Origin of the sequence: Paenibacillus sp. FSL K6-2859, from assembly GCF_038008265.1 — a bacterium.
Classification (GTDB): domain Bacteria; phylum Bacillota; class Bacilli; order Paenibacillales; family Paenibacillaceae; genus Paenibacillus_AQ; species Paenibacillus_AQ nitricinens.
On sequence record NZ_JBBOYU010000001.1, the window covers coordinates 4,624,946 to 4,640,011 of the forward strand.

The following is a 15,066-nucleotide window of genomic DNA, read 5'->3' on the forward strand; positions in this document are numbered from 1 at the left end:
TTATTCCTTATGATCTTTCCGAAGTCTGCACTCTGGCGCTCCTTGCACTTATCATTCTCCAACCCGTTAGCAGTGCAGCCACAAAGCATATGGATGCCGAAGTCATGAACACTACATGCATCCCACTGATAAATAACTCTGGTCTACCTGGAACTAAACCTGTTACCCGATAACCAGCTTCACTGCTCATCACATGAAAGAGAATCGTAGTAGCTATCGTAATACCGACGACCATCCCCACATTACGAACTAACGAATTGACGCTGCCCGCAGAACCAAGCTGAGTCCTAGGCACCTTAGACATCACAAGTGAATTGTTCGGCGATTGAAATAGACCACTACCGATTCCTAACATAGCAATCCACACGCCTACCAGCACAACAGAGCTTCCTTCATGAAGCTCTGCTAATCCAAACTGAGCAATAACCATGACTACCAGCCCTGCAAAAGTTAGGAATTCAGACCCGATTTTATCCGATAAAGCTCCGCTTATTGGTGCTACGACAACCATACATATCGGTAACAGCATCAACAGGAATCCCGCTTCAAAGGGCGATAGATTCAGCATATTCTGTGCATAAAATGGCGCGATGATATTAAAGCAGAAGTTCGCTGTAAACACGAGAAACCCACATAAAATACTTAATGAAAACAACGGATTCTTAAATAATGACAATTGTAGTAGCGGTTCTTTCCGGCGAAGCTCCGTCCATAAGAAAGCAATGAAGCTGACTATAGCTACGATTAAAGACGTCACAATTAAGCTATCGCCATAACCGAGCTGCTGTCCCAATAAAAGCCCTGCGAACAAACTTATGATAAAAATAGCGAAGAGTAAACTACCTGGAACGTCTATTGTAGATTTCGTCCTAGTTAAATCCTTAGGCAGTACCTTCCAGCCTAACAGAATAGCGATCACTCCAATAGGAATGTTCACCCAAAAGATATACTCCCAGCCTAATGTCGAAACCATAATCCCACCTAAGCTAGGGCCAGCTATACTTCCCAGAGACACGAATGTACCTATGAAACCAAGCGCTTTACCCCGCTCATTGGCAGGAAAGATATCCGTAACGATTCCCTGGCTATTCGCCATGGTCATCGAAGCTCCAATAGCCTGAATGACGCGTGAAGCAAGTAATGCCGGTAAACTTAAACTGAATCCACACAGCATCGAACCAATAACAAAAACAATCGTCCCTATCTTAAAGATTCGAATCTTCCCAACAATATCTCCAAGCTTCCCGAAGAAAAGAATCGCAGCACATATCGCCATCAAATAACCTGTGGTTACCCATTCGATTTGTGCCATAGGCAGCTTCAATTGTTTCGATAATTCTGGCAGAGCGATGTTGACGATACTGCCATCCAGTGTGGACATGAAGGTGAAAATATTCAGTACAATTAAAATCATCCAGCGTTTCTTCTGAATTTCCTTGTCTTCCTGATAGGTTGCGCTAATAGAACTCATAAACTAACACCTCATTGAATGTATAATCAACGTTTAGTTGCGCACGCAACAAAACTTACTTACATAGTCTACATCAATTTAGTTGCGCGCGCAACGACTTTATTGTACACTTTGTCTCAGAGTAGCAAATAAGCGAACTATATACCCAAAGAGGTGTCTATATTTTGGAAAAAGAGCCTATAGGAAAGTTGATTTCCTATTTTCATCGTCAAAATCAGAAGCAATTGGTAAAAAAGTTCATGCCCTATGGAATAGGTAGTGGTGGGCAACATAGTTTTCTAAAACTGATTACTTCCAGACCAGGGATTACACAAGATCAACTAACTTCTGAACTAAAATTTGATAAAGCCACCACCGCACGCTCCGTGAAGCAATTAGAGAATTCGGGTTATATTGAACGTAAACCAGATCCTAATGATCGACGCTCTCAACTACTATATCCAACGCCTAAAGCAATCGATTTTTCGCCAATTCTTCAGTCTATTTTAGATGATTATAACAAGAGCCTAGTTGGTAAATTAACCACCGCGGAAGTAGAGCAGCTTCGTACCTTACTTCAAAAAATCAGCACTGACGAAGAATAGGACAAAAAAAGAAACTGTCTCAAAAGTAGTAATGGCTACTTAAGGGACAGCTTCTTTTTTTGAGAATTATTAGGGAAAAGCTCCCTGAAAATAGCTGATAAATGTTTTAAATGAATAGAAAGAGGGAAATCCTCCCTAAAAATCAGAGTAATATCGGTATTTACCAACGAATCAGCGAAATTATAGGGAGAAATTCCCTAATTATTAGTCAGATGAGCAGAAATCTCAGAATTACAGGGAGGAATTCCCTAATGATCGATCAGTGCTCCCGTTTCCTTGGTGAGGACACTCCACTTTTCCACAATCAGTCCATTCACTCCGCTACTTTTAGCGAAAAAACCTATATCATCCCGTGTTCATTTCAATTTTACGGTCTCAGCTACTTCTTTCGTAATCGCTTCCCCACCTAGACTCTTCCACTTCTCTACAAAAACGTCAAAATCACTAAGTGGTGAATCGCCCACGATGATATTCAAAAATGTCTCGCTCTCCAGATTTTGCAGCTCCGTCCATTTGCTCTTCATTAGTTGGGTGTTTCCGTAAAAGACCCCTCGCACTCCCTCAATAGCGGTAGAGGTTAAGACAGCAACTCCATATTTATAGGCATTCGCTGCTTTCCAGCCTTCCAGATCTTTCTTTGGTTGTTCCGTGTCCTCCACCCATTGATCATAAATGAGACGGGTATCTGGATTTAATGTATCCGGGTCAATTTTGCCATGCAAAGCTTGCTGGATATCTGCATAATGTTTCTCTATTGCATCCGAATAATCAATTAGAAGGTCAAACGGATAATAGGCACGCAACTGAATTCCTGTTTGCGCTGAGAAATCATCAAGCGTCTTAACTTCCTCCGAATTAGGGTCTTGTCTTCTCTCAAGTCTTGTAAACACGTTCAACTGCTTCATAATCGCCTCTGGATGCTCGAAACCTTTACGCACAACAAGGTAACGGTCTGTTACCGGAGCCAAATGTGCAACAAACTTACCAGACTCATCAAGTGGAGCTGCATATGCTCTCCATTCTGCCTTCGTATCGAGGGCAACCGCCTCTGACAAAGGATAATATGGCATCCACCATGGGCCAAAGAACATGCCTGATTTCCCTGTAATAATAGGCTCTTGTGTTTCTTTATAAAGTGCAAAATTGGGGTCCAGCAACCCTCTTTTATACCAATCTGCCAGTTTGGCAAGCGCTTGTTTGGTCTCAGGTGTAATGGATCCATATACAATATTCCCAGCGTTATCCTTGATCCAATTGGTAGGAAAAGCATGCAATGCACTAAACACAGCATCCAGACCATTTACTAATGGCTTTGTCCCATAGACGATATTCTTATAGCCGCTAAGTCCGACGGTATCTCTTTTACCATTGCCATCGGGGTCTTTCTCCATAAAAGCCTTCGCTATGTTCTCAATATCTTCAAAGGTTTGCGGTGCCTGCAGCTCCAGTTTATCCAGCCAATCCTGACGCACCCAGAGCAGAACAGGCGAATCCGCATCAATTGCTACGTTAGGTAATCCATATAACTTACCGTATCGGGAAGCATCAGATAATGCCCCACCCTGAGTAGAATTGTACATATCCTTAATTAAATCAGAGCCATATACATTGTAGGTCTCTGTGAGGTCCTCTATCATATCATTGTCAATGAGTTTCTTTAATTGATCTCGATCTACAACCATCGCATCCGGCAAATCATTGCTATCGATCGCAAGTTGTGCTTTTTGATTAAAGGCATCTTCACCCTTCGCTTCCCAAGAGTGAACTACCTTGATATTCGTAATGCTCTCCAAATAACGGGTAATTGGATTGTTGTCGTTGCTGTCACCTGTATTTAGCCTGGAATCAGGAACCTTAAATCCTACACGAATCACGATCGGATCTTCGTATTTGCTATACGCTACAGAAGCATCTTCGACCTCACCCTGAGGACTTCGAGTAGAATCTACTGTTTTGTTCTGGTCACGGCATGATGTAAGTCCGATCATCATTACAAATAAGAGGATGAATCTCCACAATCTCATCATTGGTCCTTCTCCTCCGCACGATATTCACTCGGCAGTTGACCAATACGTTCTCTGAACAGTCTACTGAAATAGCGGTCATCTTCAAAGCCAGACCTTGAAGCAATCTCACAGACGGGTAATGAAGTCTCCCGCAATAATGATTTAGCCAACTCAAGTCGCATTCCCCGTAAACATTCACCGAATGTCTCCCCGGCAAAACGAGCGAAACATTGACTGAAATAACCACGGCTCATATTAATTTCCGCCGCTACGTCGCTCTGATTGATTTTGTCACCTGCATGGCTCTGCATATAACGAACTGCGCGAATAAGACAAGACATCACTTCTTTAGTCAATCCTAGCTCGAGCATTCTCCGTCCCACATGATCAGAGAATCGGCGCAGCCAGGTCTTCCAGTGACACCAATTCAAGTTCATCGAAATATCGCGTTCCAGTTGAACAGCATCATCAGGTTTTAACAATAAAGCGCTCCAGCTTTGTAAAAGAGAATGTGCGAAAGCTGGAAATCTATCGTATCGAGGCTTCTGCAAGCTAATGTTCTTTACAAAATTCTCCCATTCATTCCCATCAATCGTCCACTTGAGACTATGAGCTTGCTCGAATACATCAGCTTCATCCGGTTTTAAATGGGGAATCGCTATTTCCTTCTTTAGTTCCTCATAATTCAGAAAGGTCAGTTCTTCAGCACTAGAATGATAAAATAGCATATGTCGAAGCTTCGTGGTGAGCTGCTCCTCCAATTCCTGTAGTGACTGATCTCTTAACCCACTGATGAGCGCAGTCTGCCATCTCCCAGACAGCTGGCTCTTAAGCTCACGCTTCCCCTCCTCTTCCGAGAACCGGTGAAGCAAGGGCGACATCCACATCTCATGAAAGGTAATCAGCGGATTATTCTTCACGAAGGATAGGTGAAATAACTCTTCTTCATTACAGTGGCTGCTTAATGGTAAATAGAGCAGTGCCTTGTCTGCAGCTATCCTTTTACCTTCACCATGAACCAGTGCATCCCTTGTATTGTCCTCCCATTTGATGCGATCGACCAGGCGACGTATAGTCTCGTCCGCATTTTCCATCTCCAATAGAGTTTTGACAATATAATCAACGGCTCCTAAACGCATGGCCTCCTGCACATAGTCAAACTCATGATGGCAAGTAAGCACAACACAGCGAACACCTGCGAAACGCTGCCTTACTAGTTTAATTAGCTCAAACCCAGAAATGCCGGGCATAGTCAAATCTACAAATATCAGATCTACATCCTGTTGTTGAAGTAGCTCCAAAGCGGATTTGCCATCTCCCGCCTCACCGACAATCACAACTCCTAAGGATGACCAATCAATTAGAGAGATAAAACCTTTCCGCACAAGTCTCTCATCATCAACCACTACAGCTTTAATCATCGAAGTCCTCCTTACCTTTCCTCGGAATTACGATAGATACAACCGTACCTTCCCCTAGTTTGCTGTACATCTCTAGCTTCATTTGTTCTCCATAGTAGGTTCTGAGCATTCGGTTCACGTATGAGAAGCCGATTCCGAGCCCCCGCTTCTTAGCACCATCCTCTGACAGCAGCTGATCTAACGTATCTGCATCCATTCCAGCCCCGTTGTCTCTTACACACAGCTGAACTTCTCCTTCACCATGCTTTGTAATCAAGACGTCCACCCTGCCATTATCGCTTAGACCATGATAAATCGAGTTCTCTACAAGGGGTTGAAGTAAGAATCTAGGGACAGCCACAGACAATACATCCTCATCAGCCTCCACGTTAAATTCGAATTCATAGTCATAACGAATACGCTGCAGCTCCATATAATTTCGGATCGCTTCAATTTCCTCTCCAAGGGTAACGATGATGCTTTGCTTGCCCAGATTATAATGCAGCACCTTTACAAGAAGAGTGACCAGCTTGTCGATCTCCTTCTGACCGTTAAGCCTTGCCATCCACTGCACCGTATTCAATGTATTATGCAAAAAGTGAGGGTTAATCTGGCTAAGTAGCTTTTCAATCTCGAATTGGCTTTTCTGCTTCTCATTATAGGCTACCGCAACAATCAGCTCATTCACCTGTTTCTTCATCTGCTGAAAGTTACTAAGCACAAAATCAAACTCTTCCACATTCGTATATGCAACGGGAGAAGTAACATTTTCCGCCATTCGATTAATTTCAAGGTTAACCTTCCGCAAAGGGCCATAAATCTTTTTCCAAATCATCAAAGCCAGAACTCCGGCAAAGAGTAGTGTCGAGAACGCGAGCAGGATCATTTTATAGAACCAAGAATAAATTTCACTGTTGAATTCGGACTTTTTAACTACTGCAATAAGCTTCCATCCCTGTGGACTAGCGTATCGAAACAGATGATATCCGGTAAGTGTTTCATGTGATAGATTAGAGTTGCTTCCAGCAGCTTTGATAATTCCTTGAGGTAATTTACCATCAATGACATAAGTGCTAGTGCCCTGTTGATTCACAAGTAGGTGGTTAACCTTCATCCCGTAAGATTCCTGATTAAATATTTTGCGAAGCAGACTATAATTTGTCTCTAAATAAATATATAGCTTATGTTCACCTGGTACGCGTACAATGCGCTGTTCTGAGAACACGAGATTATCGCCGACGGCATACATCGTAGAATGCGGCCCATAATAATCAGCTCCGTTATATCGCATAAAAGAAGGTAATGTACTGATATCGAAATTTCTGCGCGCACTCATATTTGTGAACAGAACCGGATCATCACTGCTTGGCATAATGTAGGCTGTAAGTCCAATGTAGGGATTCGTGAAATTAACGAGGTTGATCTTCTGGTTGATGGAGTTCATCATTTGCGATTTGCGATAAATTTGTTTTTCCTGAATAAAAGAGGACATTTCTTCCACAATCTGACCATCCAGCGCAAACTGTTTAGAGGCAAAATCCATATTGTCGATGGCATTCTCCAAGCTAGAGGCTTCCTGTTTCAAGCTTGCACTTATACCATTGCCAATTTTCCCTGAAAGGATAGAGTAAATAGAGGTGTAGGTTACGAATCCTACTAAAAGAAGCGGAAGTAACGTTCCGATCACTAGATAGATGAATAAAGTCTTACGTAAGGATTTGACAGCTGGGGTATGATTACGCCGGAATACTCTCACCATCTGAATGATCCTCTTCTTTCTTCTTGTAAGCGTTCTATATATATCAATGTGAGAATACCACATTTATCCTTAATTGAATAGAATAGGGCAGAACAGCCTTCACGCCGCCCCGCCCTATTTGTATTTTTTCTAATTAAACCTTATTTCACGCTTTTGCGAGCCTCAAACAGTTCCTCTGCCTTTTTAATCGAGAAATCCATCACTTCGGCATAACCGAGACCATTCACCTTATCATGCATTTCTTTATTCAATTTGTCATATTCTGCTTGATTCTTAGCAAATACCATTTTCCAAGAAATTTGTTGAATGACCGTACCGATTTGTTTGTTCTTTTGCTCCACTGTTTTGTCCATCATCAATGGCTCTTTACCTGTGAAGCCTTGTGGCGCGACAGCCAATAGATTATTTTTCTCAAAATACTCCTTAGGCGTCAGAACACCCATCTTCGCTCTCCAGTCACTATCAAGCTTAGACGGATTACGCTCTAAGGTTGTCGTCCATAGATTGTGATCGTATGGCTCTTTGTTGTCAGGATTCACCATCGCCGGAACTACAAAAGAGAAGTTCATTTGGTTAGAGCCGTAGTAGTAGTCACCACCACCATATTCTGCAGGCACTTGTGTATTCTGTTGATCGGTATAAGCCTTCCAGCCAAAGTCAGTCACGACAGGTTTACCGCTTGCATCCATATCCCAAGTCAGACCTTTAGGTCCGTTCGGCACCGCTGTTCCGCTTCCTGCAGAGATCATTGCGCCTTCCGGAGTGTACATCCAGTTAAGGAATTCCATAATTCTAGCAGGTTCTTTAGATTTTGCACCGATTGCTATAATACCGTTACCACCGTATACATTGAAGCCAGTGGAATACATCAGCTCATCCTTGAACGGAACTAGTGCAAAACCTTTACCTTCTGCTGTTCTTTCCGGTGTATTGTAGTTAGCTGCTCCAAGCCACGGAAACCAGGAGAACAACAGACGACCATCTTTGTATTTCGCTACCACATCGTCGAATTTTTGCGTCATGGAATCTGGATCAACCAGCCCCATTTGGTTAGCTTCAAAATACAGTTTGAGCGACTTCATATACCAGCTATCTTCGGATAGGAAGTCATAATACTTTTCTTCATCTGCTTTAACATACACAGCAGTGTCAGGAATTTCGTCATAACCCATCATGTTGGCGAACTGTTTAGCCAGTGTCATTTTATAGTTACCGTCCCAGTCAGACCACATCGAGAAGGCATAGGTTTTCTTTCCTTGCTCATTTTTTGGTTCAAGCTCTTGCATTTTTTTCAGCACGGGAAGATAATCTTCTATCTTTGAAATTTCAGGTGCTCCGATTTGTTGGTAAAGATCCCAGCGTAGGTCGGGTCCCCAAGTCATGTCTTTTCCTTCAGAGGGTCCAGATGGATTAGAAGCTACGCTGTTCCCGATGCCAAAAACGGATGTCCCACTACCAAAAGCGATCTTTGCTTTCTCAATAGCTTTTGGAAACGTACTAGTAATGTCTTTTCCGTATTTATCTAGGAGCCCGTCTTGAGTCCAGTCTAAGAGAAGTTTTCCTTTGATAGCGTTTGGATAATGGTTCTTATCATCACCGAAAATGATAATATCGCCAAGATCGCCGGATGCCATCATTGCAGAGATTTTGGTATCTCCACCCGTCAGGTTTGAAGCTACAATGTCCATCTCAATATTAAACTTATCTTTGATGATTTTGGCAAACCATCCGGTCTGTGGACCCGCATAGTTAGCTGTTGTAGAGAATACGGTCAGCTTCAGCGGCTTGGAATGATCTAGTGTTCCGTCATCTGGTGCTGCTGTTTCTTCCGCCGGCGCATTCGTTGCAGCTGAAGTGGGCTTTTCTGTACTTGTGTTTTTGCCCGAGTTAGCCGTATTATTCCCCCCGCCACATGCTGCAAGAACAAAGACCAGGATTACGGATAGCATGACAAGCGATGCTCTTCTTAGTCTCATTGCTTTATACCCTCCCTCTCGTATCTTTTCTTATAGTCCAACTCTGCTCCTAGCAGAGGAAAACCCCATTTCATTACCGATCCGGTAGCTCATTAGCCCTTAACCGCACCGATCATAATCCCTTTGACGAAAAAGCGCTGGAAGAATGGGTACACGATTAGAATCGGCAATACGACGATCATCGTTACGGTCATCCGTACAGAGGTTGGTGTCTGCATATTCGCTACACTAGCGGCCATATCAGGCGAGTTACGAATTAAAGCAGCGAGCGAGCTGGACTCGTTCAAATAACGCCATAACAAGAATTGGAGCGTAAAATATTTCGTATCTGTCATCAGAAACGCCGTATCAATAAATGAGTTCCACTGATTCACTGCGGAAAAAATCGTAATTGTAGCCAAAATGGGCGTAGTAAGCGGTACAATAATGCTCCAAAACACTCTCATGTAACCAGCACCATCCATCGACGCTGACTCCTCAAGGGATGGAGGAATGGCCTCAACGAAGGTCTTAACCAGAATGATGTTGAATGGCGTAATAATCGTAGGCAAAATATAAGCCAGATAATTATTGGTCAGATGTAAATTGTGCATGGTGATATACCAAGGGATCAGACCTGCGCTAAAATACATCGTAACCACGACACTCCGATACCAAATACTCCGGCCCCACATTTCCTTTTTGGTGAACAAGTATCCTAAAAAAGCTGACGACCCCACGGTAAGCAATGTCCCGACAACCGTTCTATACACAGAGACTGTCGCCGCATGTCCTAGACCACTGATTCTTAGCACCTTACTATAGTTATCAAAATGGATCTGTCTTGGATAAAATTTGATATCACCCGCTGCGCTAAGATCATTCGAGCTGATCGTATTGATGAACAAATAATAGAATGGGTAGATGCATGACAGGGTGAACAATCCAAAGAGCGTATAGATCATAATCTGGAAGATAAGTTCTCCAGCCGTTAGTTTTTTCTTTCTCAAATGGGATCACCCCTGACTTAAATGATAGATTCGTCACGCACCATCTTAGACAATGTGTTCGCTGCGAACAGTAGAATTACACTGACAACCGACTTCAACATGCTGACAGCCGTGGCAAAAGGAAAGTTGTTGGCGAACGCAATGTTATATACATAAAGATCCAGTACTTCTATAGAGTCCTTATTCATCGCATTTTGAAAGGCAAAGTACTGCTCCATCCCGTTATTGACCAGATTACCTATGGAGAGTAGCAGCAGTACAAAAAAGGTCGGGATCAGACCTGGAATGGTGATATGCCAAATTTTCCGGAACCGATTTGCTCCATCCACCTCAACAGCTTCGTACAATTCCTGATCAATGCCTGCAATTGCAGCAAGATAGAGAATGGCACCCCAGCCTAACGACTTCCACCAGTACCAAACGATCATCGTGACCCAGATATTTGAGCTGGAAGCGAGGAAATTATAGCCTTCATCCACTATTCCAAGCTGCACCAGAATGTGGGTGATGACACCGTTATCTACAGAGAACAACGAGAATGCCAAGGCATAAACTAGAATCCAGCTTATAAAGTTTGGAATCGTGGTTAGTGTCTGCACCAGCTTGCGATACCAGCCTGACTTCACCTCAGTCAACATAACGGCAAAGATCACTGGAAAGATGGATGTAATTAATCCGAGTGAACTCATAGCAAGCGTGTTCTTCAGCACGCGCAGAACCTCTGCGGTCTGCGTCGGATTAGATACAATCGTCTTGAACCATTTCAATCCAACGTAAGGCGTGTCTGACAACGGTATTCCGGGAATGAAATCATAAAAGGCATAAATCCATCCGCTGATCGGCAGATAATAGAAAATAAAGGTGACAACAAGAAATGGAAAAGCCATGAAGAACAATTTATGTTTGTTCTTCATCTTCCAGCGGGATCGATGAACCGGATCAACGCTGGGAAGCCGTTTGCCAGCAGGTACCCCCATATCGGAATCTCCTATACCCAGATTTTGATTACGTTTTCAGAGTATCAGAATCTGAGCTTCTGGCGAGATAGAGAGCAGAACGCCTTCTCAGGGAAACCGTCAGATACTTGTGAACCAAATTCGCAGTACAATCGACCATTTTCTACCTAGTCGCTTTGGGTGTAATGGAGCACACATATGCCTTTAGACAAAAACGACCACCACTTAGGAAGTACCCGAAGTGGTGGTCGTTTTTTTATATGTCTATTTTCACTGAATCATAATCAATCGAATATTATCTAGACTACATGCTAATGTCCAGACGCCTGAACATTCCCCTCCGCAGAGGCATCCATCTTCTGACGTCCCATATAAAACGAAGCCAATAACGCTAAAGCTGCAGGAATCACCGCCCAAGCAAAGGTGTTTACAATGGATGAGGATAACCCAGCGGTAATTTTACCCAGAATTTCAGGTGGAATGAGCGCCCTAGTCTCCGGTGAGAGCAAAGCATGTGGGTCTTTAAAATCCATAGCTCCCGCAGGAGCCGCTCCACCACCATTAGCCGAGAGTAGCTTGGTAAGACTGCCTGAGAAATAGTGACTTTGAATGATACCGAAGGTGGTAATGCCTATCGTCATGCCCAGTGAACGAATGAAATTCAGCGTTGCGCTGGCAGAGCCACGTTGCTGTGCGGTCAGTCCATGAATAGATGCCGTACTTAGCACTGAGAATGAAGCACCAATCCCTAGCCCAATCAAAATCATATACAACGTAACAAGCAGTCGTGAAGCATCCGGCGTGAGTGTCGCTACAAGTCCAGTACCGATCACCAAAAGTGCGAATGTAGGAATCAGCAGGCTGCGGTAACTGGTTTTTGACATTAGAAATCCGCCCATCGTAGCTGTAACCACTGAGCCGACCATCATTGGTAGCAATACAAGTCCTGAATTTGTAGCTGATCCGCCCAATACTCCTTGAATAAAGATCGGAATATACACGGAAGCCACAATAAAAGCTGCACCGCTAAACAGAGCACAAATAATGCTCACTGCGTATAATCTTTTTTTAAACAAAGCAAAGGAAATAATCGGTTCTTTCGCTTTGGTCTCTACAAAAAGAAACACAACTGCAAGGATGGCAAAGGCTGCAAACAAACCAAGAATCATGGACGATCCCCAAGCATACTCTTTTCCGCCTAGCTCCAGCGCAAACATTAAGGAAATGACTGAACCAAGCAGCGTACCCGCTCCCAACCAGTCAATAGGCTGTTTTGAATGCTCATGCGATTCTTTATAAAAGAATACGACCATCGCAAAAGCCAACAGACCAAGGGGTAAGTTAATATAAAATATCCATTGCCAAGCAATATGATCGGTAATATACGCACCGAGCAATGGACCAAATATACTCGACAAGCCAAATACAGCGCCGAATGCCCCGCCCAGTTTTCCCCGAGTCTGCAGCGGTACGGCATCGAACATGATTGCAAAAGCGATTGGCACCAGCGCCCCGCCACCAATGCCCTGAATAGCCCGGTATGCAGCTAACTGTGTTATTGTATCAGCCGTTCCACAGAGAGCCGAACCTGCCATGAATACAATAATTCCAAAAATAAAAAACTTCTTACGACCATACATATCAGACAGCTTGCCGAAAATGGGCATACCCGCCATCTCGGCTACGAGATAAGCTGAGGTGACCCAGACAAATTTGTCCATTCCGCCCAGCTCCCCAACAATATTACCCATTGCAGTAGCAACGATGGTGCTGTCCATGGAGGCCATAAGAATTCCTAATAAGAGACCTGCGATAACAATACCCAGATTGGGCGATTTGGCAGCACTCATATGTTCCACTCCTCTTTTCCTCAAAAAATAACTATAAAATTGTCTTTAGATCTTCACTTGATGCTTCACTGTTGCGTGCTTATGAACTTCTAGTATATCGCGGAATTCCACCGTTTCTATTTCACAATCCGGACCAATGATTACACGTTCTCCCCTTACCATACTAGCCTTTGTATTGACCAGATCAATAGCATCGCCTTCGATTAGCCCCGCTTCAAACAGTATTTTCGAAGTTGGCTTCATCATATGCAGCAGTCTTCCCGTTTTACTCTTCTTAATGGTTAAGATACTGCCCCCAACCTCCTTCGCACTACTTGGACCAAACAATTTAATCTCCAAATGCTCAGCACTAAGTAATCCCGCAACGCTTAAGGCACCGGAAATTTGCAATTTTTCTCCTTCACAATCACCCTTCACATCCAAATTTCCGTAGAGATGAAGCTTATCGATTTTTACGGAGGTTGCTTTTATTTCACCCTGTCCACGTAAGGAATCTCCTTCAAGACTACCCTCGAGTGCAATTTCGCCAGTGATTTTCATTTGCTTCATATGCAGATTTCCAGCTATATTGGCATTTCCAGTCAGATTCATCTTTTCGCAATTCACATCTCCAGCGAATTTGCATTCTCCAGTGATCTTAACATCTTTGAAAGAACCACCGGCTGAAGATGTCGTTCCAATTATTTTCAGATTATCATTCACCGACCTTCTCCACCTTTCCAACCTTAGCCTCTGGATGCACTGTAATTTGTTCGCGATACTCTACCCGTCCGAGTGTACAACCTGGGCCAATAATGACAATATTTCCTCTGATGATATCCGCAGTTGTATATTCTACATCTATAAAATCTCCCTCGATCGTTCGAGCACATAGCTCAGGCCGAAGTTTAGGGATAATTCCGCTAAACATCTTACTCCAAAATCCATTATTCACTTGCCGAATCACGAGGCTCTCCACACCAATTTCATTGGCCTTCCCCTGACTCTGCAGTTTAAAATCCACATGACCGGCACTTAGTAAACCACCAACATTAAAGCTACCTTCACCTACCAAATCCTCAAGCTCACAATCCCCTTTGATACTCACCATTCCGTTAAGGGTACAGCTTTCACCTCGAAAACTCTTACCTACATTAAGAACCCCATCCACCTTTAGGGTGCCAAACCGCATATTACCCATCACTTTGATGACCCCGTTGCATTCTGCTTCTTCTGCTGCTAGATCATCATTCAAATTCATATGCCCATTTCCTTTAAACATTCGCGCCACAATCGGCCCGACTACTTTACCTACACCATCCATGTTTACGTTGTTGTAAGTACCACCGGCCCCACCACTAACCCCGTTTATTATCAAATCAGGCAGCTGATGTTTGTCCATTACTCTTCCTCCTATTCAACAAGCTTGTAGGCAAGCTTACCTTTCAATTGTTCGATCAAATCTGCATAGGTCATTTTACTGACCAATCTAACCCCTTCATCAAACCATAACTCCGCAGGCGCTTGTGCCAGAATGAAGGATGAAACCCCCATTTTCCGGATAAAAAACAATTCCCAGCTTCCACTCTCAAGCCTTGAAACTTTCTCCTGCAACGTGCGAAACAGAAGCTCCGCCTCCTCCATACTCATTTCCCCAGCACTAAGCAGGCGGTCTACAGCGAATAAATGAACGAGCTCCCCAAAAGTATATTTACTTTCATCACTGAGACTTTCTCCAAATTTCCTCAGCGTTGTTCTCGAAACAATGTTACGTTCTAAAATATCCTTAGCAGTTACACTCACCTTCTCAAAGGATGCTTTATCCGATAGCTTATCAGCCATTTCATCCAAAGAAAGCCCTTCTTTCATATTCACAATGTTGTGAATCCGGGACAGGATCATCTCTTTAGGAAAAAAAGTCTCTTGTCCAGTAAAGGTAGATTTACGGATAAACCATTCCTCAGGGATTAACTGCTTCCTTTTCCAGCGGTACAATTGCCCATATGAAATACCGGTTAAATCCAGCAGTTGTTTCTTTGAAATCAAATCATCTTCCATATCCGATCACTCCTTGAAAACATCGTAACATAACACTG

General features: G+C 43.4%; 12 protein-coding genes. 1 reads left to right on the plus strand and 11 read right to left on the minus strand.

Annotated features, from left to right (window positions below; all coding sequences use genetic code 11):
* Positions 1-7 precede the first annotated feature (7 nt).
* The gene (locus tag MHB64_RS20715) at positions 8-1,471 is read right to left on the minus strand and encodes an MFS transporter (protein WP_341135291.1); all 1,464 of its coding nucleotides are present in this window, start codon (positions 1,469-1,471) and stop codon (positions 8-10) included.
* Positions 1,472-1,635: 164 nt separating this feature from the next.
* Between MHB64_RS20715 and MHB64_RS20720 the strand changes: the two genes are divergently transcribed.
* The gene (locus tag MHB64_RS20720; protein ID WP_094870222.1) at positions 1,636-2,055 is read left to right on the plus strand and encodes a MarR family winged helix-turn-helix transcriptional regulator; all 420 of its coding nucleotides are present in this window, start codon (positions 1,636-1,638) and stop codon (positions 2,053-2,055) included.
* Between the two features lie 356 nt (positions 2,056-2,411).
* Here MHB64_RS20720 and MHB64_RS20725 read toward each other — a convergent pair whose 3' ends face one another.
* The 10 genes from MHB64_RS20725 to MHB64_RS20770 form a co-directional block, all read right to left on the minus strand.
* Positions 2,412-4,082, minus strand: a complete 1,671-nt coding sequence (locus MHB64_RS20725) for an extracellular solute-binding protein (protein ID WP_341135292.1) — start codon at positions 4,080-4,082, stop codon at positions 2,412-2,414.
* On the minus strand, positions 4,079-5,482 hold the full coding sequence (locus MHB64_RS20730; protein WP_341135293.1) for a response regulator transcription factor: 1,404 nt from the start codon (positions 5,480-5,482) through the stop codon (positions 4,079-4,081). Before MHB64_RS20730 ends, MHB64_RS20725 begins: the two co-directional genes overlap by 4 nt.
* The gene (locus MHB64_RS20735) at positions 5,475-7,220 is read right to left on the minus strand and encodes a sensor histidine kinase (protein ID WP_179281590.1); all 1,746 of its coding nucleotides are present in this window, start codon (positions 7,218-7,220) and stop codon (positions 5,475-5,477) included. The genes MHB64_RS20730 and MHB64_RS20735 overlap by 8 nt, the downstream gene beginning before the upstream one ends.
* Positions 7,221-7,360: 140 nt before the next feature.
* Complete coding sequence (locus MHB64_RS20740) at positions 7,361-9,196, minus strand: ABC transporter substrate-binding protein (RefSeq protein ID WP_341135294.1); 1,836 nt, start codon at positions 9,194-9,196, stop codon at positions 7,361-7,363.
* Between the two features lie 92 nt (positions 9,197-9,288).
* Entirely contained in the window at positions 9,289-10,185 is an 897-nt protein-coding gene (locus MHB64_RS20745; protein ID WP_042190000.1) for a carbohydrate ABC transporter permease, read from the minus strand.
* Between the two features lie 17 nt (positions 10,186-10,202).
* Positions 10,203-11,162, minus strand: a complete 960-nt coding sequence (locus MHB64_RS20750; protein ID WP_094870227.1) for an ABC transporter permease — start codon at positions 11,160-11,162, stop codon at positions 10,203-10,205.
* Between the two features lie 290 nt (positions 11,163-11,452).
* Positions 11,453-12,991, minus strand: coding sequence for an MDR family MFS transporter (locus MHB64_RS20755; RefSeq protein WP_094870228.1), 1,539 nt, complete (start codon positions 12,989-12,991; stop codon positions 11,453-11,455).
* Positions 12,992-13,036: 45 nt separating this feature from the next.
* The gene (locus MHB64_RS20760; protein WP_094875523.1) at positions 13,037-13,693 is read right to left on the minus strand and encodes a hypothetical protein; all 657 of its coding nucleotides are present in this window, start codon (positions 13,691-13,693) and stop codon (positions 13,037-13,039) included.
* Positions 13,686-14,372, minus strand: coding sequence for a hypothetical protein (locus MHB64_RS20765; protein ID WP_094870230.1), 687 nt, complete (start codon positions 14,370-14,372; stop codon positions 13,686-13,688). Before MHB64_RS20765 ends, MHB64_RS20760 begins: the two co-directional genes overlap by 8 nt.
* A gap of 11 nt (positions 14,373-14,383) precedes the next feature.
* On the minus strand, positions 14,384-15,028 hold the full coding sequence (locus MHB64_RS20770; protein WP_341135295.1) for a YhbD family protein: 645 nt from the start codon (positions 15,026-15,028) through the stop codon (positions 14,384-14,386).
* Positions 15,029-15,066: the final 38 nt, after the last annotated feature.

Bases quoted from the DNA above. Each gene is read 5' to 3' on its own strand.
- MHB64_RS20715 (WP_341135291.1), bottom strand. From the start codon at position 1,471: ATGAGTTCTATTAGCGCAACCTATCAGGAAGACAAGGAAATTCAGAAG.
- MHB64_RS20725 (WP_341135292.1), bottom strand. From the start codon at position 4,082: ATGATGAGATTGTGGAGATTCATCCTCTTATTTGTAATGATGATCGGA.
- MHB64_RS20730 (WP_341135293.1), bottom strand. From the start codon at position 5,482: ATGATTAAAGCTGTAGTGGTTGATGATGAGAGACTTGTGCGGAAAGGT.
- MHB64_RS20735 (WP_179281590.1), bottom strand. From the start codon at position 7,220: ATGGTGAGAGTATTCCGGCGTAATCATACCCCAGCTGTCAAATCCTTA.
- MHB64_RS20740 (WP_341135294.1), bottom strand. From the start codon at position 9,196: ATGAGACTAAGAAGAGCATCGCTTGTCATGCTATCCGTAATCCTGGTC.
- MHB64_RS20750 (WP_094870227.1), bottom strand. From the start codon at position 11,162: ATGGGGGTACCTGCTGGCAAACGGCTTCCCAGCGTTGATCCGGTTCAT.
- MHB64_RS20755 (WP_094870228.1), bottom strand. From the start codon at position 12,991: ATGAGTGCTGCCAAATCGCCCAATCTGGGTATTGTTATCGCAGGTCTC.
- MHB64_RS20765 (WP_094870230.1), bottom strand. From the start codon at position 14,372: ATGGACAAACATCAGCTGCCTGATTTGATAATAAACGGGGTTAGTGGT.
- MHB64_RS20770 (WP_341135295.1), bottom strand. From the start codon at position 15,028: ATGGAAGATGATTTGATTTCAAAGAAACAACTGCTGGATTTAACCGGT.